Source organism: Arenicella xantha (assembly GCF_003315245.1).
In the GTDB taxonomy this organism is placed as follows: Bacteria; Pseudomonadota; Gammaproteobacteria; order Arenicellales; family Arenicellaceae; genus Arenicella; species Arenicella xantha.
This window is the reverse complement of record NZ_QNRT01000002.1, coordinates 1,357,659-1,379,189: the sequence shown is the minus strand read 5'-3', so window position 1 is coordinate 1,379,189 and position 21,531 is coordinate 1,357,659. Positions and strand designations below refer to the sequence as shown.

At 46.8% G+C, this 21,531-nt stretch carries 19 protein-coding genes; 12 read left to right on the top strand and 7 right to left on the bottom strand.

All coding sequences use genetic code 11. The features are described from left to right. Window positions 1–325 precede the first annotated feature (325 nt). The gene (locus DFR28_RS11850) at window positions 326–2,029 is read left to right on the top strand and encodes a M35 family metallo-endopeptidase (protein ID WP_113954516.1); all 1,704 of its coding nucleotides are present in this window, start codon (window positions 326–328) and stop codon (window positions 2,027–2,029) included. A gap of 185 nt (window positions 2,030–2,214) precedes the next feature. Next, window positions 2,215–2,835, top strand: coding sequence for a class I SAM-dependent methyltransferase (locus DFR28_RS11845; protein ID WP_113954515.1), 621 nt, complete (start codon window positions 2,215–2,217; stop codon window positions 2,833–2,835). Window positions 2,836–2,921: 86 nt separating this feature from the next. Here DFR28_RS11845 and DFR28_RS11840 read toward each other — a convergent pair whose 3' ends face one another. Then, the gene (locus DFR28_RS11840) at window positions 2,922–5,849 is read right to left on the bottom strand and encodes a tetratricopeptide repeat protein (protein WP_113954514.1); all 2,928 of its coding nucleotides are present in this window, start codon (window positions 5,847–5,849) and stop codon (window positions 2,922–2,924) included. A 269-nt stretch (window positions 5,850–6,118) separates the two neighbouring features. On the opposite strand from DFR28_RS11840, the gene DFR28_RS11835 reads away from it, so the two are divergent. The 4 genes from DFR28_RS11835 to DFR28_RS11815 all read left to right on the top strand — a co-directional run bounded on the left by DFR28_RS11835 (window position 6,119) and on the right by DFR28_RS11815 (window position 10,601). Beyond that, on the top strand, window positions 6,119–6,946 hold the full coding sequence (locus tag DFR28_RS11835; RefSeq protein ID WP_113954513.1) for a lipase family alpha/beta hydrolase: 828 nt from the start codon (window positions 6,119–6,121) through the stop codon (window positions 6,944–6,946). A 146-nt stretch (window positions 6,947–7,092) separates the two neighbouring features. Then, window positions 7,093–7,947, top strand: a complete 855-nt coding sequence (locus tag DFR28_RS11830; protein WP_113954512.1) for an alpha/beta hydrolase — start codon at window positions 7,093–7,095, stop codon at window positions 7,945–7,947. Between the two features lie 94 nt (window positions 7,948–8,041). Beyond that, entirely contained in the window at window positions 8,042–9,289 is a 1,248-nt protein-coding gene (locus DFR28_RS11825; RefSeq protein ID WP_113954511.1) for a hypothetical protein, read from the top strand. A 421-nt stretch (window positions 9,290–9,710) separates the two neighbouring features. Then, window positions 9,711–10,601 (top strand): cupin-like domain-containing protein, encoded by an 891-nt coding sequence (locus DFR28_RS11815; protein WP_170132076.1) that lies wholly within the window; start codon window positions 9,711–9,713, stop codon window positions 10,599–10,601. Window positions 10,602–10,659: 58 nt separating this feature from the next. Here DFR28_RS11815 and DFR28_RS11810 read toward each other — a convergent pair whose 3' ends face one another. From DFR28_RS11810 to DFR28_RS11795, 4 genes are all read right to left on the bottom strand, one after another. Beyond that, window positions 10,660–11,262: a hypothetical protein gene (locus DFR28_RS11810; protein ID WP_113954508.1), complete on the bottom strand. Its 603-nt coding sequence runs from the start codon at window positions 11,260–11,262 to the stop codon at window positions 10,660–10,662. 144 nt (window positions 11,263–11,406) lie between these two features. Continuing rightward, window positions 11,407–12,399, bottom strand: coding sequence for an LLM class flavin-dependent oxidoreductase (locus tag DFR28_RS11805; RefSeq protein WP_113954507.1), 993 nt, complete (start codon window positions 12,397–12,399; stop codon window positions 11,407–11,409). Window positions 12,400–12,509: 110 nt separating this feature from the next. Next, window positions 12,510–12,977 (bottom strand): GNAT family N-acetyltransferase, encoded by a 468-nt coding sequence (locus DFR28_RS11800; RefSeq protein ID WP_113954506.1) that lies wholly within the window; start codon window positions 12,975–12,977, stop codon window positions 12,510–12,512. Window positions 12,978–13,093: 116 nt separating this feature from the next. Further along, window positions 13,094–13,936, bottom strand: coding sequence for a tetratricopeptide repeat protein (locus DFR28_RS11795; protein ID WP_113954505.1), 843 nt, complete (start codon window positions 13,934–13,936; stop codon window positions 13,094–13,096). Between the two features lie 129 nt (window positions 13,937–14,065). On the opposite strand from DFR28_RS11795, the gene DFR28_RS19720 reads away from it, so the two are divergent. From DFR28_RS19720 to selD, 4 genes are all read left to right on the top strand, one after another. Then, on the top strand, window positions 14,066–14,350 hold the full coding sequence (locus DFR28_RS19720; protein ID WP_170132075.1) for a hypothetical protein: 285 nt from the start codon (window positions 14,066–14,068) through the stop codon (window positions 14,348–14,350). Continuing rightward, the gene (locus DFR28_RS11790; RefSeq protein WP_170132074.1) at window positions 14,337–15,065 is read left to right on the top strand and encodes a DUF2189 domain-containing protein; all 729 of its coding nucleotides are present in this window, start codon (window positions 14,337–14,339) and stop codon (window positions 15,063–15,065) included. The genes DFR28_RS19720 and DFR28_RS11790 overlap by 14 nt, the downstream gene beginning before the upstream one ends. A 95-nt stretch (window positions 15,066–15,160) precedes the next feature. Further along, window positions 15,161–16,258 carry a tRNA 2-selenouridine(34) synthase MnmH gene (gene mnmH / locus DFR28_RS11785; protein ID WP_113954503.1) on the top strand — a complete coding sequence of 366 codons (1,098 nt, stop codon included), beginning with the start codon at window positions 15,161–15,163 and terminating at the stop codon, window positions 16,256–16,258. Between the two features lie 13 nt (window positions 16,259–16,271). Next, window positions 16,272–18,479, top strand: a complete 2,208-nt coding sequence (gene selD / locus DFR28_RS11780; RefSeq protein ID WP_113954502.1) for a selenide, water dikinase SelD — start codon at window positions 16,272–16,274, stop codon at window positions 18,477–18,479. Between the two features lie 188 nt (window positions 18,480–18,667). Here selD and DFR28_RS11775 read toward each other — a convergent pair whose 3' ends face one another. Then, entirely contained in the window at window positions 18,668–19,144 is a 477-nt protein-coding gene (locus DFR28_RS11775; protein WP_113954501.1) for a riboflavin biosynthesis intermediates N-glycosidase, read from the bottom strand. 177 nt (window positions 19,145–19,321) lie between these two features. On the opposite strand from DFR28_RS11775, the gene DFR28_RS11770 reads away from it, so the two are divergent. Then, the gene (locus DFR28_RS11770; protein ID WP_113954500.1) at window positions 19,322–20,512 is read left to right on the top strand and encodes a tetratricopeptide repeat protein; all 1,191 of its coding nucleotides are present in this window, start codon (window positions 19,322–19,324) and stop codon (window positions 20,510–20,512) included. A gap of 34 nt (window positions 20,513–20,546) precedes the next feature. After that, entirely contained in the window at window positions 20,547–20,978 is a 432-nt protein-coding gene (locus tag DFR28_RS11765; RefSeq protein WP_113954499.1) for an RDD family protein, read from the top strand. A gap of 48 nt (window positions 20,979–21,026) precedes the next feature. Here DFR28_RS11765 and DFR28_RS11760 read toward each other — a convergent pair whose 3' ends face one another. Then, entirely contained in the window at window positions 21,027–21,383 is a 357-nt protein-coding gene (locus tag DFR28_RS11760) for a hypothetical protein (RefSeq protein ID WP_147251013.1), read from the bottom strand. Between the last annotated feature and the right edge of the window lie 148 nt (window positions 21,384–21,531).

The window sequence follows — 21,531 nt, the reverse complement described above, 5'->3', positions numbered from 1 at the left end:
GCCGATGGTAGTGCGGGATTCCCCGTGTGAGAGTAGGACATCGCCAGATTTATATTAGAAGCCCCAGCAGGAAACTGCTGGGGCTTTTTTATTGCCAGATTGTTCTCTTGCTGCTTACTTTTGCGAGGTATGTAGCAACTTCTAATTAATGTTAATCTGACTAATCAGTGTTGGGTCTCCAATGTTAGATAAATGTTTTTTAGTATTAAGAGCACTCAGTTTTTAGATCATTTCAATTTGATTCGAGTCTCTAGTTGTCACTCAGGTGTACTGACGACTAAGGTCAAATTAAATCACTCGTTCTTGTAACCAACTAGGGGTAAATATGTACAACGTTTTATCGGCTTTATTTAGGCTATTTGTTTTCTGTGGGTTGTTAGGTTCGCATATTCCAGCTTTTGCCAATCAATTGCCTGATGGAGTCGAGGTGTCGTTCCAGCTTAACAAAAGCTATATTGATAGTGGCGATGAAGTTGGTGTAGTGTTTAATTACAGCAACTCGCTGGAAACGCCAGTCCGACTGCTAAAGTGGGGGACAGCTTTAGAGGGCCGCTTAAACGAAGATCTACTGGCAATCTACTACGAGCAGCGAAAGTTGCCCTATACTGGCCGAATCTACAAGCGAGGGATTCCACAGGCTACAGACTATGTATTAATTCAACCTAAAACGTCTATCAGTGCCACTGTGAATATTCGTGACGCATACCCCGTTAACCAACGTGGCGATTATCGTATTCAGCTTGGGGCCAGTTTACAGAGTGAATTGTCGGGGCAGAGCATGGCAAAGCCTAGTAGTCAAATACTAACTTTAGGAAGAGAGCTTAGTCAGCGTAAGCAGACGCCGGAATACAATTCATGTTCGGTATCACAGCAAGCTGAAATTTCAACTGCGCTAGATGCTGCTGAGTTGATTTCCAAAACGGCTCGCGATGACCTCGCTGGCACACCAGTAAACCAGCGAGCGAATGCGCAACGGTATACAGAATGGTTCGGCAGCTATTCGCTCTCGAATTGGAACAGCGTACAGGAAAACTTCAATTCTATTTATACTGCGACAGCGTCTGAGGTGTTGGGCTTTGATTGCACCTGCACCGACGGTTATTTTGCCTACGTTTACCCGAATGATGAATATAACATTTATCTATGTAATGCCTTCTGGTCGGCTCCGAGCACGGGTACTGATTCAAAATCAGGTACTATCGTGCATGAACTTAGTCACTTTACTGTCGTCGCCGATACGAATGATGAAGTCTACGGCCAGGAAGGTGCGCGTAATCTAGCGGCATCAAGCCCAAGCGTTGCGATTACAAATGCAGATTCACATGAGTACTTTGCTGAAAATACTCCTTTCATTTCGATGCCTGATTCGGTTTCACCACCGCCGACCCCAACTCCGAGCGATAACGAAGGAGACTTACTACTGGATATAGTGCCGATACTTGCAGCTGTCGCCACTAATACCACTCCTCAGACGCCAAACTCTGCTCTGACTCAAGTGAAGAAGTTTTCTGGTAGGTGGAAAGGCCTGCGAACGTCTTCAGGTTATGAATTCAATGAGTATTTCAGATTTTTAGCGTCAACTGCATTTGTAGTAGGGAACGATGCTGGAATTTCAGGTGAATCTCACATAGACGGAGCATTCGACTATAAACTAAATAATACTTCAGGGATCTATCTTAGCAACCCAAGCGGATGGGCGATTTTTGACCCTTGGGGTTTGCCTACAAGCGATTTAGGTAGTATGTATGTGTTTACCACATTGGGCGCAAATGTAAGCGCGTCGCATTTTTATTATTATCCGTCGACGTTGGAGCTATCGTCCGGTGTGGCTACTCCGACCGCATTTACTAAGTTGTCATCCAGCTGGAAAGCTAAGGAGTCTAGTACTTTGACAGAACAACAATTACTAGATTTAAAGTTGGCGACGTATAGAGAAGAAAACGCGCGTGCATCGAAGATGAAAGGACTTCAATCTTCTAAAGACGTTACTATTGCAGAACGTGCACTCGAAATTAAGCGTCAACATTAGCGCTATATAGAAACACTGTTAATATTGTGAGGAAGAAGCACTGCACAATATAGTAATGCGGTAACCCAACTCTCGACTGAAAACCTGTTGTGGCGAAAGACCAGTCACAACAGTTAGTCAGTGTGACTTTTGGCACGTGGTTAGGGTCCGTAATTACTTTGAATTTTAGGGTCAGGAGATCGACGATGGGTTTTTATTCAAACACAGTATTACCTTGTTTAATAAATTGTGCCTGTGGCACTGGCGCTGTACATCGTCAGCGTGAAAAAGTAGTACCAAGGGCTTATGGCAAAGTGCTCGAAATCGGCATGGGGTCTGGGTTAAATTTGCGGCACTATGACGCGAGCCAAGTCGAGTTTATTTGGGGGCTAGAGCCTTCTGAGGGCATGCGACTAAAGGCTGGTGCGAATGTTGCTCAGTCGTCGATTACGGTAAAGTGGCTCGACCTCCCGAGTGAACAAATACCGCTTGAAGATGCTTGCGTAGATTCCATTGTTTTAACCTATACGCTTTGTACTATTCCTGATTGGCAGCGTGCGCTAGGAGAGATGCAGCGAGTTTTGAAACCTAGCGGTCCACTACTTTTTTGTGAGCATGGGGAAGCACCAGAAGCCAACATTCAAAAATGGCAGCATCGTATTAATCCAGCTTGGCGCAGAATAGCCGGTGGTTGTAATCTTGATCGTCCTATACCGAGCTTGATCGATTCGGTTTTTGATATCCAAAGCTTGGAGCAAGGATATATTAAGGGCCCAAAGATTGCGGCGTACCAATACTATGGCGTTGCGACTAAACGCTGTATTTGATTGGCGACTCACCGAACAGCGTTATTGCTTCAGACTAGCCAGTTAAACGCCTTTCGGTATGCCGCTACCTTTGGATATGTGTCGGTCTATAGATTTACGGATGGAAGACTCAAACCGCCTTCGATTGCCGCTTGGTAGTGACGCTTAGCTTGATCTGGCTTGCCCAGCATTTCTAGTATGAGAGTTGTATGGTAATTAACGTATTCCATGTTGCTGGTGCGTTTAAAAGCCAACAGGTTAAGATGCTCTATACTAGGGTCTGATTTATAAACCTGTGCAATTTTGTTTGCTGTAGTTTGACGACCTAATTCGTTCAATATTTTCCATTCAAAAACACTAAATGACTTCGGGAAACTTTCTGTGCCAGTTTCCAATAAGGACAATAATTCGGAATGTAATGGGTCTTTCTGAACAAACTCTTTAAAACCATTTATACCTGTTAGGGCAATACAGAACACACTATCTTCGTCTAGAATTAGTTGGTACTGGTTTATTAGGCTAGCAAACTCAGGGAGGTTGAGCTTGGCGTTTTCAATTAAGCGGTGCAGGATAATTGATTCCAAATCTGAGCGAGTGCTAGAAGAACTGCTTCGTTGATAGTTGCTACGAGCTCGCGCCACCAATTCAGCGGTATCTTCGACACGTCCATACGCACTCATATTTGCTTGGGTTGTCAAAATGTAAGAATTTAAAATCGTCTGGTTAATCTGGCTTTTGATGATTTCGGGCGCAGTTAATTTGTCACTGGACCGAGCGATGAAATACAGACTATTCTCAAGCTTGGCTTGAGAATTAACTCCACTACGCGCATCCAGTTTCCGCTGTTGGCTTTGGCCTAAATCAAGCTCGAGTTCTTTGAATCGATTGGCCAACCTTGCTAATCCATCACGGTCGTCCATAAATGCATATATATCGGTAAGCTCTGTTAAGTCGGAGACACTTTTTGGCGCAAGAAGCACGGCTTTTTCTAAATAACTTAGTCCTTTTTTGAACGATGAGTGAGCTTTAAGTTTAGCTCTGATTTGGTCTTTTTCTGCTTGGTTTTTGTAGAGAAAAGCAAATAGATCGAGTGAAGGAGAGAACTCGAGCGCTTTAAAATTGATAACTGGGCTTTGCACGTCTCTGTATGCCTTAGCTATATGCTGAGAAGCTGCATTCGACAATACAATGCTGTCTTCTGGCTCGAGGGCTATGGCTGAGTCTAAGTTAGCGAGAGCGGCTTCAATATCAACAGGGTCGTAGTTTAGTCGATACTTAGCTAAATAAATCAGCGCTATATTATTGTGTTGCGTGGCGTTCTCCGGGATTGTTTTGTAAACCTCAATCGCCTGTTGATAATAGTCAATTGCTTTGTCCGTTTGATCGTCTTCGACGGCCATTTTTCCTTTAGACGTTAGTAAATCACCTTGAACAAACGAATTTGCCTGATCAGCTTTACTAAGCCATTTAATCTTTTCTTCAAGATCTACGGAGTGTAGTGCTAGTGATTGAGCGAAATATTGCTTCTCTTTCGGTTCGCTCGACGTTTCATAAGCTTCAAGTGCATATTCCTTAGACTTTGAAAATGCTCCTAATGATCTCAATGTCTCTGAGAGTGAGTCTAATACTTGGGGGCTGCGATTATATTTTTTCAGTAATGCGGCAAATAGCTCGTCGCCTTTTTCTTCTTTGCTAAGCCAATAATAAACTTGACCTAAATAGAGCTGATATTCATCACTATCGCCGGCATAGTTTTGTACTGATAAGAAAGTTGTTTCAGCTTGTTCTAACAAAGTATTTCTAGCGCTGTCATCAGGATTAGCGGATGCTTTATTTAGCAGCACAATGCCAAGGTCGAGTGCGACTGGAACGACGCTGGTTGACTCTGTATACGCTTGCAGAGCACGGCTCACTTGCGCAGAGCTGTCACGCTTTTCAATAAAGTACTCGTCCACCATTTGAGATTGTTGCTCTTCAGTGGCGGCATCGTATTTAGTGTAGAAGCTCGACGGAGCGCTGCCGGCGTTGAGTTGGTCAATAGTTTTATCCCAAACTTGTTCAATCACTTTATCGTAATTCGCTTCAGCCGTATGGTATTGCTCGATGTGCAATGCTACATAGGGCTGCAGAAGTTCATAGGCTTTGTCGGTCGCGCCGTTAGCCGCATATGCTTGCCCTAATATTCTTGCTGCATTGGTGGTCCCGAGCTTATCAAAATGTGGTTCTAAAATTTCAATGCAGTCTGCACATTGGTTTAACCGTTCTTCGAGCGTTGCGTAACGTTCAGAAATAGTGAAATCACTTTTGTTCTGCAAATATAGTGACTGCAACAACTTGTGATTCTTTGCTTCGTAGAGTTGAATAGTGGCTTCATCACTAGTGTTCTTAACAATTAAGTCAGCGAATTCACTGGCCACGGCTGGAGCACTAGATTGGTAGCTATTAAATTTTTCTATCCACAGTTCTGCGCGTTGAGGAAACAGGGTTTTAAGTTGCCCTGCTGAGGCGATCACGTCTAGATTTTCGCTCGGTGTTAGTTCCGCCAAATATGCTGGTGTCATCATCTCCGTGATCTTATTCTTAGCGGTTTGTTTGAGAGAACTGTTGCCCCTATAAACCAGCTTGAGATTGTCGAGCGCTGGCTCGAATTGACGCTCGGCTATATCATCTGTGGCTTGCGCCATGAGAGTCTTAGCGATGTACTCTGGAGAATTAACATGATTCTGATATGCCCCAAATCCAACAAAGCCAACGATTAATGTGGCCACTAACAGGTTCCACACCTTCGATAGCCCGAGCAGAGGACCTTTGCCGAGAATATATTCAGCACCATCTTGTTGATGCACGAGATAGCGCTTTAGCGCCAAAATCGGTACAAAGAGAATCGTGAAATACAATATTTTTGTATATAGTGATTCAGCGCCGTCGATTTTTCCGTGGCCGTAAAGTCGAGTGCCAATGCCGTTGAATGTTTTGGTTGCTGGTGCTTTTTGTACGGGCGTAAACCCTAACTCTTGTATATTTAAATCGGTCACGGTTTGTCTCTCCACTTTATGACTGTCCTTAGTGTTATTTTTTGTTCCATTTTAGTTCCATTGTTATTTTTCTATCTTCCCGGATTTTCCGACAAACAGTTGTGAATAATATCTGAGATAACCACATTACTCAATTTGAGCTCTAATTTGGCATTGGCGCACGTTGAATACACGGTGAGAGAGATATTTCGTCCACATAAGGCTGCCTATAAAGTCGCAATAGAATATGGTGTTACATTGAATCATATATTGATTGAAGGCAGATTGTGATGGTTAGAAAGCCCCCATCTAAGTTATCTTTTGTACTAGAGAGTCGAGCTTTGCTTGATGTCGCTTTAGTGCCATTTTCATTGTTGCGAAGTAAATTGAAAGTTCGCGAACCGGCCGTTAATGGCGCGCTACCAATCATGATGTTTCCTGGGTTTGGGTCCGATGAAATTTATTTGAGAGCTCTTGAGTTACATCTAAGAAGGTTAGGCTACTGCACTGAAGGTTGGGGTTTGGGGGTCAATCTTGCGGGTACTAATTATCCTCATGTGTTGGAAGACTTAGCACCTTATTGGGAGTTTGATTTGCCCAATAACTACAGTGCAGATACTTACAAAGGCGAGGGCGGCGTTCCCTACTTATGTGACCTAGCAATAGCCAGAGTCAAACAGCGCTCGACCGAGCTCGATTCGCCCGTGGTGTTGATTGGCTGGAGTTTAGGCGGGTATATCGCGCGAGAATGTGCGCGTGAGCTAACCGACCAAGTTGCGCAAGTGATTACGTTTGGCGCTCCTATCGTCGGGGGGCCTAAGTACAGTCGAGCTGCGGATTTCTTTAAAGCGAAAAATTATGACTTGGACTGGATCGAACAGTCGATCGATAAGCGTAATAGAAAGCCGATTCTACAACCCATTACATCAATCTTTAGTCGCACAGATGGTGTGGTCTCAGCCACTGCGGCAGTCGATGAAATGAGTCCGAATGTGCAGAATATTGAAGTTAATTCGGCGCATCTAGGCATGGGGTTTAACCGTAAGATATGGAAGATTGTCACACATGCCTTACGCGAGCAAGCTGAGCAGCGTCACCGAATAAGCGGCAAATGTTGACTTCTTATAAAGTTAACGTGTTCTCTGGCTGAGCAGACAAATATAAGATGCTCGAAGTATGCTTAAACGCTGTTTAGCCTAAACAATATAGGCCAAGCTCACAGCAACGATAATCTTTTCTTACCTACCTAAACCAAACTAATGTTATGACGACTACTAATAAGATTTTACTGAGCTTATTCCTACTATTTCTCGTTGACGGTGGTCGGTCGCACGCGAGCGACACAATCTCAATTGACGTTGCACCTGATGTTGCAACAATAGTGCTCGGAGAGCAGCTACGGCTTGACTCCTCAACCCTGAGCGAGGCTAGGAAGCTCAACATCTATCTGCCCGTAAGTTATGAGTCCGCTGCGGACAAAAAGTACCCGGTTATTTATCTTCTAGATGGTGGTGCCGATGAAGATTTTATTCACATCGCTGGTCTGGTGCAATTTACGTCTCTGCCGTGGTTGAATTTTACCCCTGAATCAATCGTGGTGGGCATTGAGAATGTCGATCGTAAACGAGATTTCACATCGCCATCGTCGGATAAACGCGATCAGCAAGAATTTCCAATGGCCGGTGGTTCACGCGCATTTATCGATTTTTTAGAGAATGAAGTGCAACCCTTGGTAATGAGTCGCTATCGCACTACCGGTCAACGAACTTTGATAGGACAATCCCTTGGCGGGCTATTGGCTACTGAGGTGCTGTTTACTAAGCCGCAGCTCTTTGATAACTATTTAATCGTCAGTCCGAGTCTTTGGTGGGACCAAGAACGCTTGTTAAATGAAGAAATCAAAGTGATCGCAAAGGCGCAGCCCAAGGTGTTTGTCGCGGTCGGTGATGAAGGCTCTACGATGGTACGTTTGGCTACTTCGCTAGCCGATAAACTAAATCATGCATATCAAAGCAAAGATTTTTCAAGTTATGCGTATTTTGATGAGCTAAACCATGGCGATACTTTACATCTCGCCGCGTATCACGGCCTGAAGAGTTTATTTGCAAATGGCGAGTAAGCTGGCGCGGAGATTTTTTACTGCTTAATGCGCTTATTATTAATATTTGTATGGCAGAAATTCGCGATCAATTAGTTCAGCCTATAATGCCGAGATGAAGAATTTTTTTCGATACAACGTTGTAATCGCCCTGTTGACCTTAGCAGCGTTGTTCCAGTTAGCGGCTGCGCAACAATCGCCTTCCAACGCCGTGAATCAAGAAGGGTTGGAGTATCGCTTTGATATAACGGTAGACTTCCGCACTATGACTCAAGCTGATGGTGCTGACAATTGTTTGCCGGTCACGGTCGAGGTGAGTCAGTCCGCACATCTACTCAAGCAACTGAGTTGGCCGATTGATAAGCACTATAGCCAGTTCAAGGCTGATGGTGTGCTCGAGCAAACTAATGGTAAGTGGCATTGGGAGGTTCCAGAACTGGGGGGGAAGCTGGTTTACTGTGTCCAGCTGAACCATTCTCGCGGTGAACGCTACGACTCTCGGGTAACTACTGACTGGGCATTATTTCGAGCCGATGATTTAGTGCCAGCAGCGAATAGTCGAGTGCGGCGCGATAGTCGTTCTCGAACTCAACTCCAGTTTTTATTGCCGCCTAGCTGGAGTTCGGTGACGCGATATCCTGAAATTAGTGAACACCACTATGCAATAGATAACCCTGATCGGCTATTTGATCGGCCTACTGGCTGGGTTCAATTAGGTAAATTGGGTGTTCGCCGAAACCGTATTGCAGACACCAATGTTGCTGTGTCCGCACCTGTTGGCCAAGAGGTGCGACGTCTGGAGATTTTGACTATGTTGGGCTTCACTGTGCCTACTGTGCGTGAATGGTTTCCTGACTTCCCTGACCGTTTGTTGGTCGTGAGTGCTACCGACAATATGTGGCGTGGGGCTCTATCTGGGCCGGGGTCTTTATTTTTGCACGGCGATCGGCCATTGGTGAGTGAAAATGGCACGAGTACGCTGCTGCATGAACTCGTGCATGTCGCAATGCAGCGCGAGGCCACTCGTGATGCTGACTGGATTGATGAGGGGCTTGCTGAATATCTCGCGTTGGTATTATTAAACCAATCCGGCGGCATTACCGATCATCGGTTTAAAACGGCGTTAGAAGAACAACAGCGCTGGGGCGATACCGTAAAAAAATTAGCAAGTAAAAATTCAAAAGGAGCAGCTACCGCGAAAGCGGTTACTGTGTTTGCGAATCTTCATAATGAGCTAGGCGACGGTAAATTCCGTGAGTTGATTAGTGTGCTTGCTGAGCGTGGGCCGTCGATTAGTGCTGCCTTACTGAGACAATTAGCAGAAAAAGTGGCGAATAGGCCGATCCAAAGCATTCCTGAGTAATGTTTGGGACAAGATGCTGCTCAATTTTCTGTCAAACTAGAGTATACCGTGTCGTATTGGGCCTTGAACTCCATTAACCTCACGATTTTGTTGAGTATTTTCGCCGCTGAGAATAGAATTGCCGAGCGGTTGCATGAATCGACAGGTTCGACAGTGCTGATGGTCGCGGCGAGCCTCTTAACTAGTTTTAAGACTGGGTTTTAAGCTGTGCGATATAGCCGTGTTAAGCCGCGAGTTGATATGCGGGCTGGACGAAACCATCCTTACCACTATGTCAGCGGGCGGGTATGCCCGTGAGCCTTGCGCGCCAAGCTATTTGTCGATGTCTCGATTCCCAGTGATGACGTTGCTTAGTTGGCTGTGTTGTTACATTAGTCGCTAAATTAATTAATATTGAAATGATTCATGCAAAAGGTTGAAAGTGTTTAAATCAATAAAGCATATTCCGGTTGATCGAAAGAACTCTTTGCCAGTCTCGGACTTGCAGGTTCGCTATCGAAGAACTGGAACACCTGTTGTGTTTGGTGATCTAAGTAAGTATTGGCCGGCAAGCTCTAAATGGTCGACTGACTATTTGTCGAAAAGCTTTGGTGACATTGATGTGCCGGTTTATAGCGAGCAACTTGAGTTAAATCGAGGGCAGCGTTTTAAGCCAATATTACAAACCAATTTAGCGCGCTTTTTTGAGTTGCAACAACAAGAAGGCAGCGATTTTCGGATATCTCGATTGCTGCTTAGCCAAGTCCCTGAACTGGAAAAGGACTTTAGCTACCCGCGACTTGGGTTTGACTTCTTTACTCGTTTAACTTCACTTTGTATCGGCGGCCAAGGTGTCTTAGAACCAATGCGTCAGACCTCTTCGGTGATGCACACTGTACGTTGTCATTTTGGTGAACGCGCATCGGTGTTGCTGGTGCCTGCGGCTCAATCACAGTTCGTTTACGCAATTGGCCGGTCCGGAATCACGGTTAGAGATGTCGATTATAATCAACCGCAGTTTAATAAATATCCAGCGCTCAAGGGAATTCAAGCGTATGTGGCTGAATTGAATGACGGAGACTCGTTGTATGTGCCGCCCGGGTTTTGGCATTGCACTTATTACCACGGAGCTGGTGTAACGCTGGTTTTACAGTCAGCTTCTGGTAAGTTGTCTCAGTATTTCGGTGTGCTTGGAAACCATTTGGTCAATCGAGCAAGTAAACTTTTTGAATCGACTTCGATTGACAAAAATGGCTTTACCCGCGCGGAGCGCGAGGCTGTGGTCAGTACTAACGCGCGATTCCAGAAGCTCTTAAAAAAATCTAAGAGCTAGCGAGTCGATGCGAATGTCTTCGCGGGTTAAGCGGTGTCAAGCTACTACTCCTGAGCAGCTACTTAGCGGCCTCGGTTGTGTCTCGTTTGAAGACTCTAAGGAATTTTCTGTCATCCACTTCGAACTCTAGCGTTAAGACGTTTCCATCGGCGCTTAAGTTATAGGTTTCAGTGGTGGTTGTGCGTTTGCTTTCAGTCTCTACCACCAGCGATGTTTCGCGCCAACCAGCGGTGGTTTTATTTTTGTAAGTCTCGGTGGTGCCCCAATCGATATCTCGATACGATTCGGTCTGGTTGGGCCCCGATACATAGCGAATTCCCATCGAATCAAATGCTTGTTCAATCGTCATTTTATTAGCGACGGCTGCTTCGGGTTTTTGCTGATGGCCACCAGTGTTGTTGCCTTCGCTTTGGGAATCATCGCGACCGCCTCGTCGACCTTGGCCGCCGTGTTCACCTCGGCCGCCGGATGAGCCCGCACCGCCTTCTCGTCGTGATGATTTGCGGTTTGATTTCGGTGGTGCGAAAAGGACATGTTGACTTATTGACGGGTCGAGTAACCAAACACCGCTTAGATCAACGGTGTTAGGTGATTCAAAATTCAATGTGGTGCAGCCAACTAAGCTGGCAACGAAAAAGACAAATAAGAGAGCTCTGCTCATGAGTTTGATAGACGCACTAATTAGGTGATAATTTAATTAGTTACGTTTGGCGACCGAAAATCCTGCGCGGAATATCCAATAAAGCGTTAAAAGAGTGTGTGCTACACAGTATAAGGCGAGGGGATTATTGAGGGTTGCTGGCTGTTAAATGCTCTTTTTTATTAGCTCGAAGCACCGCTTGCGCTCTTCAAAGCCATAGATGTTACTAACAATCATGACTTCATCGGCAGCATATCGTTTAGCAATGGCTTGAATTGCATCCGCCACTTGTGAGGGCGAGCCAACGGCGCGATTTTGGTTGCGCTGCGCGATAAAGCCCGCGAATTGCGGTGTCATCGGGTAATCAGCAGCTTGCTCTGGGGTTAGCAGAGCACCACCGTTGGACGCGTTACGCTCCCCACTAACAAATCGAAAAAAGTTCACGTCGAAGGTATGCTGCTGGCGCTTAGCTTCAGCCTCAGTGTCGCAACAAAATGCGCTAATGGTGATCGTGCCATATGGCCGCTGACCTTTGCGGGTCGACGTAAAATATTGTTTATATAGACGAATCAACTCCGACTGAGCCTGAGGGTTAATAAACAGAGCTAGGTTGTAGGGCAAACCTTGTTGTGCGGCAAGTTGCGCACTGTCAGCACTTGATCCGAGTAACCAAATTGGTAGATTCTCTGGTGGTTTGGGGCTTACTAGGGGTTTGCTCACCGGCTCGCGTAAGTAGTTTGTCAACTCTTCCAGCAACGCAGGAAAGCGTTCGAATTTAGGGCGTCCGTCAGTCGCTAATGCGACGGCAGTGGACATGTCAGCGCCAGGGGCTCGGCCCACTCCAAGATCGATCCGGTCTGGGTAGAGGTTGGCCAATAAAGAAAACACTTCAGCAATTTTATAGGCGCTGTAATGCGGTAGCATAATGCCACCGGAGCCTAGTCTTATGCGTTTGGTTGCAGCACCTAATGCGGCGATTAGCACTTCGGGCGCACTGCCAGCCAAGGTGGCAAATGCGTGATGCTCTGATACCCAAAAACGTTCATAGCCTAACTGTTCACACCACTGCGCCATGGCAATGGTCTCTTGCAGCGCTTGCGGAGCTTGGTCCGGTGATCGTGTGAAAGATTGGTCTAAGACTGAGAGCGTAAAAGTCATAATTTGAGTCGTGAATCGAAATTCAGTGTTTATAAGAGTGTAGTGCGTATCCGAACTATCACACTGTTGATGTCAGGGATGAGGCAATGCTACTCAAGGGAATTGGTGGTTTAAGTCTCTAATACCATTTCAATCAGGTTGGGCTTAAACCCCAGTTTTTGATAAACATGAATCGCCGCGCTGTTGCCATTGTAGACGTCTAAGGTAAATACTGATAGCTCATGCTGTTTTCCCCAACGAATAAGTGCTTCGATTATGTGCTGCGCTAGCTGTAGTCCACGATGATTTGGGTTGACGTAAATAAAGCCAATATAGCCATGCTGGTGTGATTTGTTGTGTGGTTTTGACGTGTCGATTCTGAGGTAGCCACAAGCGGCCGGTTCGGCGTGTTGTTCGGCTATCAGAAGATGGACTTGTTCGCTTTTGATTAGCGCAGGAAGGTCATAATACTCTACCTTTCCATCTCGCATATTAAGTGCCAGTGGGCGCTCGGCTGCAACAACACCCTGTTCAAACTCACGTAACAAAGCAACATCTGCGAGTGTTGCCGTACGCAAAGTAATTTGGTCATCTGGCATGAGGGTGGACCTCTCCGGTGTGGTTGACTAGTCGCAGACTTGCTCGTTAGCCCCGTTGCTTAAACACATAGCCTAGCATGGCAATTTAGGCCGACTTGGTCGCCTAGCTCTTTGATTTAAGGCTGTTGTTGATATTGCGCTATTTTAGATGCGATTTCGAGTTTAGCTTGTTCGATATTTTCATCAGTTAATTCGGCTTTGCAAGCCTGCTGGTTTTCTGTGGCTTCTATATTGTTCAGCTCGATTGCAACGGAACTCCATACGTAACACTGCCGATCATCTTGTTTGACGCCTTCACCGAAACGATACATTTTTCCGAGGTTCAGTTGAGCATCTGTATCACCTTGGCTTGCCGACTTAATAAACCACATCGCTGCCTTAGTGTAGTTTTTCTCGACGGTATGACCAATGTAATGCATATAGCCCAAATTATATTGGGCGGTTGCATCGCCGGCTTCGGCGATTTCAGTAATCAGCGCTCCAGACTCGCTCACATCTACATCTAAACCAAACTGATCAAAATAGATTTGTTCTAGTGGGTCAACAGACTCAGTGAAACCGGTATCTAGTGAGCGAGAATACCAATAGATTGCGCGTTCATAGTTCTGAGGAACACCGTATCCATGCTGGTAAAGTGAGGCAATGCCATGATGCGCCATGCCGAGTCCTTGGTGAGACGATTGTTGATACCAATGAAGCGCCTGCCCGTAGTCTCGTTCGACGTGATGACCGTTGGCATACATAAGCCCTAACTGGTACTGAGCGCGCGCGTGACCAGAGCGCGCAGCTCGGTTAAATAGACCGAAGGCGCGAGCATAATCGCGATCAACACCCTGGCCAGAATAGAACTGAATCCCTTGGTTGTAAAAGCCTATTGAGCCTTCTTCTGCGGTTGCTTCGGTACTAAGTGATATTTGAAGCAGAATGATAAGTAAGGCTATTGTCGAATGCTTAAACATTTTTCTCTCCTTAGGTTCTGTCGGATTGGTTGGTTCAATCTAAGAGTCACTATAATAGCGCAAGCAAATAGTTTGCGATATTGAGGTAATAATACCGCTATTCTTGATTGTTCGAAGTAGGCAATGTTGATGAGTGCAGAATTCCTGAATAAGGCTGAATCCAGCAATGTTGTTGGGGGGGGGCTGCCGTTCGATATCGTATTAGGTTTGATCCAGATCAAGCGGTTGAAAGCAAAATCTGCGACGATAGTATTTAATGCGTCATTGCGGCGACGCTATGATTGTGTGATAGCTAACGAACTAGGACAACTGAATGACATCAAAGCGCCAAGATCAACCGCCTTTGCCGTTTATCGCACCCTGTACGCAACTGGGAATTGGTGCATCCTGGCGATGGTTGATGCTTGGGTTTAAGGACGTGACTCGAGCGCCGAGGGTGAGCCTTAGCTATGGCGTCGTTATGGCTTCGGTGATTATGGCAGCGTCTATCTTGGTCTGGCAGGGCAGCAGTACTTGGGTAATGCTCCTATTGTTAGTTGGACTAGTATTTTTTGCGCCGATTGCCTGTGTTGGTATTTACGCGATCAGTGCGCAGCTTGAGCGTGACATACCGGTGTCATTGGTACGTACGTTACGCGCTTGTCTAAAACGTTATATCGGCACTGAGCTAGTGTTTGTGTTAGCTCTGATCATTGTCTTTCTTGTGTGGGCTAGAGCCAGTTCAATGACTAGTATTTTTATGCCAAACCGCGGCGATTATGGGTGGGCTGATCTCAGTGCGTATCTTGCTATTATGAGCCTAGTTTCGGTGTTCTTTTTGGGGATCACTTTCGCGGCTAGCGTGTTCGCGCTACCGATGATTATGCATCGCGATGTGGATGCGATAACCGCGATTGTCACGTCGATTAATGCAGTGCTTCGAAACAAATTAGCGATGCTGGTTTGGGGGTTGTTGATCGGTTGTGGTCTGCTGCTTGGACTCGCATCGGCTGGAATTTTTCTAGTGGTTTTCTTACCTGCAGTGGGGCATGCCGTATGGCACGGCTATCTCGAAACTATCGACGCCAGTCAGTTTCCGCGGCACGTGGCGGGAATTACCGCTACCGCTAGAGCGGCAAAAGAGCGGTGACGATTGGAAAAGCTTACCTATGTCGCGTAGCTTACCTAAGTCACACATGTTACGCGTTACACTCAAGGCAGATTAACAGCGTGAGCGATTAACCCTTGGAAACTAATCGAAGCAACCTAAGCAGCGACGATTTCCGCCAACTTTTTCTGGCGAATACGCCATTAATGGACGTGCGCGCGCCGATTGAGTTTAATGAGGGCGCGTTCCCATGCTCGGTGAACGTGCCGATTCTCGATGATGTCCAGCGTCACTTAATCGGGACCGAGTACGCCGCCAATGGTCAGGATGCGGCTATTGCTTTGGGGCACAGCCTTGCCACATCCGACGTGCGGCAGCAACGGGTACAGGCGTGGCAACAATTTACTGCGGAGAACCCTGCAGGATACCTGTATTGTTTTCGAGGAGGTTTGCGGTCGCGAATAACCCAGCAGTGGCTGCACGATGTTGGTTGTGAATATCCATTGGTTGATGGGGGATACAAAGCGCTTAGACGCTTTTTGCTAGATCAGCTTGAGCGATTATGTGATACCAGTCAGTTGTTATTAGTCAGTGGTGCAACGGGAGTTGGGAAGACCGAGTTGATCACGCAGGAATCCACCGCCATTGACTTAGAGGGGCGAGCCAAACATCGGGGCAGTGCGTTCGGCGGTACGTTCCAAGCGCAGCCTGCTCAGATTGGTTGGGAGAATCAAATAATAATTGATTGGATGCGTTGTGAAGCTCAGGGGCGTTCATCGGTTTTGATTGAAGCCGAGTCGCACTTGATTGGCCGAATCCATTTGCCGTCAGTATTGCAAGCGGCGATGCGGCGCGCACCGGTTGTGTTGCTGGAGGCGAGTATGGAAGATCGGATCCAGCGACTGTATAACGATTATATACTGAACACGCTCGACCACTTGAGGACTGCTAGTAATGAGCCTTGGGGTGAGCTACAACATTTAATACAACAAAGCTTAGACAAGATCAGAAAGCGCTTGGGTGGTGTGCGTTGGCAGCAACTTACCACACAGCTCACCAATGCGATCATTCTACTCAGAGATCAGCACGACGATACTGAATTTCGCGACATGATTAAGCACCTGCTTGAACACTATTATGATCCCTTGTATCAGTACCACCAGGCACGTAATCAAGCTCGAGTGGTATGTCGTGGTAGCGCGCAAGATGTGCAGCAATGGCTTAGCCAACTATGATGAGGATTAACGCTTGAACAATAAAGACCTAGTTTTACTGGGCGGTGGCCATACGCATGTGTTAGTGATAAAGGCACTGGCGATGAAGCCCATTGCGGAGGTCCGAGTGACGTTAATTTCGGAGCGCGCACTCACACCGTACTCAGGGATGTTGCCGGGCTATGTGGCGGGGCATTATGCGCTAAATGAGACTAATATTGATTTGAATAGTTTATGTCGCAAAGCCGGTGTACGCTGGATTCAGGCACGAAGTGTCGGGGTTGATGCTGAGCATCAGCGGGTACGCCTAGAGGCCCAACCGGATGTCGATTACGATGTATTGTCGATCGATGTTGGGTCGACGCCGAATCTGCGCATACCGGGAGCTAAAGAGTTTGCGGTAGGGGTAAAGCCGATCGCTGGGTTCCAAGCTAAGTGGCGTGGGTTGTTAACGTCGCTTGAGCAGAGTAGTGAGCCCGCGGATCAAACCAAACATTGGGGTGTGATCGGTGCTGGCGCTGGCGGAGTTGAACTGGTCTTGGCGATGGCGCACCGACTACGTCAGCATGCACATTTGAAGTTTCATCTTATTTACCGTGGTGAGCAAATTTTGTCTGGCTATCCGCCACGGCTTATACGCCACGTAGAGCAAGCCCTTCGGTCATATGGTATTGCCTTACATCCACACTTCTCCGTGTCTGCTGTGCACGCTGATGGTGTCACTAGTGGCGCGGGTGAACAGATTCAACTGGATGCCAGTATTTGGTGCACAGGTGCGGTGGGCGCGAGTTGGCTGGCAAGCAGTGGCTTGGCGGTTACGCAGGCCAATTTTATACAGGTTAACCGCAACTTACAGTCGGTGTCGCATGCTAACGTATTTGCGGTTGGCGACATTGCCGAGAATGTCGATGACCCACGTCCCAAGGCCGGTGTATTTGCGGTGCGTCAAGCTCCGTTTTTAGCAGGTAATTTGCGTGATTATTTTGCGCAGAAACCGCTAACTGAAGCTAAGCTGCAATCACAATTTCTAAGTTTGTTGGCATTAGGCGATAAGCTGGCTGTTGGTAGTCGTAATGGCTTGGTATTAAAGGGCCGTTGGGTGTGGCGTTGGAAGGACTCTATCGATCAGAAATTTATGCAGCAGTTTGGTGACCTTGCGGTGTTAACGATGCCTATGCAGAGGCCGCTCGACCAAGCTCCGGAGCAACCCTATTGCGGTGGTTGCGGCAGTAAATTGGGTCCTGAATTATTAAGCGATAATCTAACGAAGTTGGCTGGTCCGAACGGTTATACAATTGAGGATGCAGCGGTTTGGCAAGCGTCTCCAGCGATGTTGTCGGTGCAGTCTATTGATGGGTTTCGTAGTTTCATCTCCGATGAAAGTCGCTGTGCACAGGTCGCGGTAGTACATGCACTGAGTGACTTGTATGCGATGGGTGCGACTCCGCTGACGATCCAAGCCTGGATAAATTTGCCAATCATGGGCGCCGCTCTGCAACAACGCGATCATTTACGCATGCTGCAAGGAATCAAAACGATACTTGATGCGAACAATGTCACATTGGTGGGCGGTCATAGCAGTCAGGGGGCTGAGAGTCATCTGGGAATCGTGGCTAATGGAGAGGTTAGTGCCAGCTCGCGTTGGAGCAAGGGTGGAGCGCAAGACGGCGACCTTATTGTGATGAGTAAAGCACTCGGTAGTGGTGTGCTGCTGGCCGCCGATATGCAAGGTGCGACTGACGCGAACGCGATGGATTTGCTAATGGGCAATATGCTTGAGTCCAATGCGTTGGCGCGGGATCAGCTTGCGCTAGTTACGCCGAGTGCGGTAACGGATATCACGGGCTTTGGTTTAGTCGGGCACTTATTGGAAATGTTAGATGCATCGTCGAAGCATCAAGCGACCGACCTCGCTGCGGAATTGACGCTGCAAGACATTCCATTGCTGCCGACCGCATTGGAGCTCGCTACCTCAGGCTGGCGCTCAAGCTTATTTCCTGAGATGAAGTCTTACCTAAACCGATGCTCTATTAGTCCGGAGTTGCGCGACGGCGAGTCCGACCTTGTTCTAGAGGCTCGTAAATCCTTGTTAGTTGATCCGCAAACCAGTGGTGGGCTATTAGCTTGTCTAACACCAGCCGCAGCCGAAAAGCTGATCGCGGAATCAGCGATGTTTAAGGTGATTGGCACCATAGTTAAACGTGATCAGCGGCCCCAAGTAAGGCAAATTTTACTCCGCTAGTCAGTGGTTCTGAGGGTCGGCTGTACGGTTTATATTTTCATTGGCCGGTGGTTTGAAGAGCGCGGTTTAGTCGATACACATGGTGACGAGTGGGTGTTGCGATTAGCCGCTTAAAGCCGGTAAAGTAGATTCCTAAAATGAATCAGATATGATGTTGCACACGCGGCTGTAGGGTAATCTGTGGGACATTACACCGCTTCAGAACGTTCAGAATTAAGCTTGGCGCGAACATTCATTAGGACTTGGCCGAACTGATTATGGCCTCGACGGTCTCGGCCGCAACCCCAAAAATAATCATACTGACTTGACTCGACTAAATCTTGTTCGCCGGTTGCAAGTAAGCGTTCAGCTAGTTCGGCGTGAGTTCGGCATTGAGTGTAGACCGCTCTTGTCATCAGGGTCGCACGTACTTGTTTGAAGTCGGGCCGTTTGCGTTGTAACCAAGTTTGCCCGAGTTTGCGCGCTCTTTCTGAGGTGACCGCTAAACGAATTTTAGTTTGGTAATTCGGTTTTATAAATTTATTCGCTTGGTAATAATGTTCGACAGATTGCCAAACTTCGTCGTCCAACAAAAATGGAAAATTGGCTAACCGCGACACGAGTTGATTCGGATCATCCATCGAGAAGTACATGGCGGTGTCATTGTCGGGAGGAAATAGCGGCATAAGTAATCGATTGATTCAAAGTTTGATTAAGATCCGATTATAGACATTTAGTAGCTCTTCAATTGCCTCGATCATACAAACATATCGAATGCTGTATCAAATGGGTCTTGCAAAGCCTATGGAAGTTCCTGCGCCGACATGTGACACTAATGGTTCGCAATCGACTATATCAACATCATGACACTTACCTATTTCAAGCATCGCATTATAAACCTTACTGTACTCGCGGTGGCTGCGTTACTAACGTCTTCAGCAAGTGCTCGGCAAATAGAGAATTGGAAGCTCTACGAACAGTTGGGACAAAACTTCGCCGCTTATCATAATGCCCGCGACGTGGAGAGTATGGATGGTCTAATAGATATTAAGGCCTTCTCTAAAAAGGTGGCTGCTACGGTGTTCGACGATGAGCGTGATCGTCGTGATTATGCCGCTGGCTTGCAAAAGGGGTTCAAAGATACGTCATTTTCCAAGCAATTATTTGTTGAATCAATTCCTGCAGAATTTAATACCGTGTATTTAGGTTTAAAAGATTCGCGTTACCCGATTCTGCGAGTAGACCACGCTAACGGCGGCAGTGAGTACATCAAATTATTTGCACGCCTAGATGGCCGTGGTCGTTTGCGCATAAACGACTTCTACACCGGTAGCTCTGGGCGTTTGACGAGTGTTTCAATGGGGGCGGTGTCGCAATTGATGTTGCGCCCGAGCGAATCCATTATTAAGCGATTATTTGGCAAGGTCGATGTTGATAAAGCGCTGATTGGTCAATTTGTCGAGCTTGGTAAGCTGCGTGCCGAAGGTAAATTGTTGGAAGCTTATGAAATTGTGGTGGCGCTGCCTGACACGTTGCGACATCGAGTAGAGATGTTGCACTTGTCGATTAGCTTAGCGGGTTTTTTAGATGACGATTTGTATCGCGAGGAGTTGGCTCTTCTAGCTCAACATCATGGCGATGACCCAGGCCTCGCGTTTCTGTTGATTGATCATTATTTTTATGAGCAGCAATGGGACAAGGCAATCAAAGCCACCACGACGTCGCGCGATTATTGGCTCGATGACGGGTCGTTTAATCTCATTTTCTCGCAATTATTTTTTGAGTCCGGTGATTTGCAGCAATCGGTTATGTACGCGCGCCGTGCACTTGAAGTAGAACCTGACTACGAGGATGGCTATTGGAATGTGGTTGATAAGTTATCGCGGTCAGGCGATTTTAACGGGGTTGTTAATGCCCTCGATGTGCTGGTGGATAACTATGGCTATGAATTTACCGATGAGTACTTTGCGAGTGAGCCGCTTTACCAGACATTATTAGAGTCTAAACTCTTTCGTGAATGGGCAAGCCATAATATTGTGAGCAGCGCCGACTAACTAGTAACCACAAATTGAGTACTAAGGTAAGTTGATGGTCAATCAGGAAACGCCAGTAGAAACTGGTGATATGCGAGCCACCTTGCTTAGGCTACCTGCCGGCCTAATTGATTTTGCGGTTGTTATGTTGGCGATTGTCGCGGTTAACAAACTAGCGATTAAGCTGCACTGGACTAGCGAGATGTTTGCGGTCGAAGTGATTATGCTGTTATGTATCCCGCTTGGTTTCTTTGTCTATTGGGCATGTAATATACATTTAGGTAAACGGTTATTTGGCCTACGCATCGTGGATGCCGAAACGGGTAAAAAGCCATCACCGTTCCAGTATTTTAGGCGTTGTTTGCCATTTGCATTGTTGGTGTCGTTAAACGTGGTATTTCTAATACCCCTTTTCGCTGCAAAGCGAAATCGTGGGTTTCAGGATATGTTTGCGCATACGGTGGTGGTGCGTAAAACCTCAGCCTAGCCACACATCGTTGTTCAACCGCTAGTATGCTGTGGTAATTGAAGTTCGCTACTCTACTACTTGGCCACGGTAGATACGTTTGGATTTAGTTCTCGCCTGCGGCATGTTAGTTGTGGTTTTTTCCGTCGCGCGTTTGTTTTGCGTTGTCGCTGTCACCGAGTCAGCCACCTCTGCACCGCGATAACGTCGTTTCTTTGCCGACACTTTTGCATGCCAGTCTTCCCCCGCGCGCTGTAAGAACACCTTGACCAACAGTTTAATATTTTGGTCTTCAGTCTGCCGGTAAAGAGCGACCATTTGATCGCCCAAATGAGGGTTGGATATGGCCATTTCTGCTTGCATTGCATGTGGTAAATTCCGGCGTATTTCGAAGAACAAATTCACCATGTACCTGTCAATTTTCATAGTCTTGCTACCCGTCTATGACCCATTAAACAACCCAGTACGGTTGACTCAGCAATTAGAGTGCCAGTAATTTAATTAAATGTGCCTAGATATAATTAGTCAATAAAATTAATGGCTTAGAGCGGCGTGCCTAGTTGATGGCGTTGCG

Excerpts from the sequence above, each read along its gene's own strand:
- DFR28_RS11850 (WP_113954516.1), top strand. The coding sequence starts at position 326 with ATGTACAACGTTTTATCGGCTTTATTTAGGCTATTTGTTTTCTGTGGG.
- DFR28_RS11845 (WP_113954515.1), top strand. The coding sequence starts at position 2,215 with ATGGGTTTTTATTCAAACACAGTATTACCTTGTTTAATAAATTGTGCC.
- DFR28_RS11835 (WP_113954513.1), top strand. The coding sequence starts at position 6,119 with ATGGTTAGAAAGCCCCCATCTAAGTTATCTTTTGTACTAGAGAGTCGA.
- DFR28_RS11830 (WP_113954512.1), top strand. The coding sequence starts at position 7,093 with ATGACGACTACTAATAAGATTTTACTGAGCTTATTCCTACTATTTCTC.
- DFR28_RS11825 (WP_113954511.1), top strand. The coding sequence starts at position 8,042 with ATGAAGAATTTTTTTCGATACAACGTTGTAATCGCCCTGTTGACCTTA.
- DFR28_RS11810 (WP_113954508.1), bottom strand. The coding sequence starts at position 11,262 with ATGAGCAGAGCTCTCTTATTTGTCTTTTTCGTTGCCAGCTTAGTTGGC.
- DFR28_RS11805 (WP_113954507.1), bottom strand. The coding sequence starts at position 12,399 with ATGACTTTTACGCTCTCAGTCTTAGACCAATCTTTCACACGATCACCG.
- DFR28_RS11800 (WP_113954506.1), bottom strand. The coding sequence starts at position 12,977 with ATGCCAGATGACCAAATTACTTTGCGTACGGCAACACTCGCAGATGTT.
- DFR28_RS11795 (WP_113954505.1), bottom strand. The coding sequence starts at position 13,936 with ATGTTTAAGCATTCGACAATAGCCTTACTTATCATTCTGCTTCAAATA.
- DFR28_RS19720 (WP_170132075.1), top strand. The coding sequence starts at position 14,066 with ATGAGTGCAGAATTCCTGAATAAGGCTGAATCCAGCAATGTTGTTGGG.
- DFR28_RS11790 (WP_170132074.1), top strand. The coding sequence starts at position 14,337 with ATGCTTGGGTTTAAGGACGTGACTCGAGCGCCGAGGGTGAGCCTTAGC.
- DFR28_RS11775 (WP_113954501.1), bottom strand. The coding sequence starts at position 19,144 with ATGCCGCTATTTCCTCCCGACAATGACACCGCCATGTACTTCTCGATG.
- DFR28_RS11770 (WP_113954500.1), top strand. The coding sequence starts at position 19,322 with ATGACACTTACCTATTTCAAGCATCGCATTATAAACCTTACTGTACTC.
- DFR28_RS11765 (WP_113954499.1), top strand. The coding sequence starts at position 20,547 with ATGGTCAATCAGGAAACGCCAGTAGAAACTGGTGATATGCGAGCCACC.
- DFR28_RS11760 (WP_147251013.1), bottom strand. The coding sequence starts at position 21,383 with ATGAAAATTGACAGGTACATGGTGAATTTGTTCTTCGAAATACGCCGG.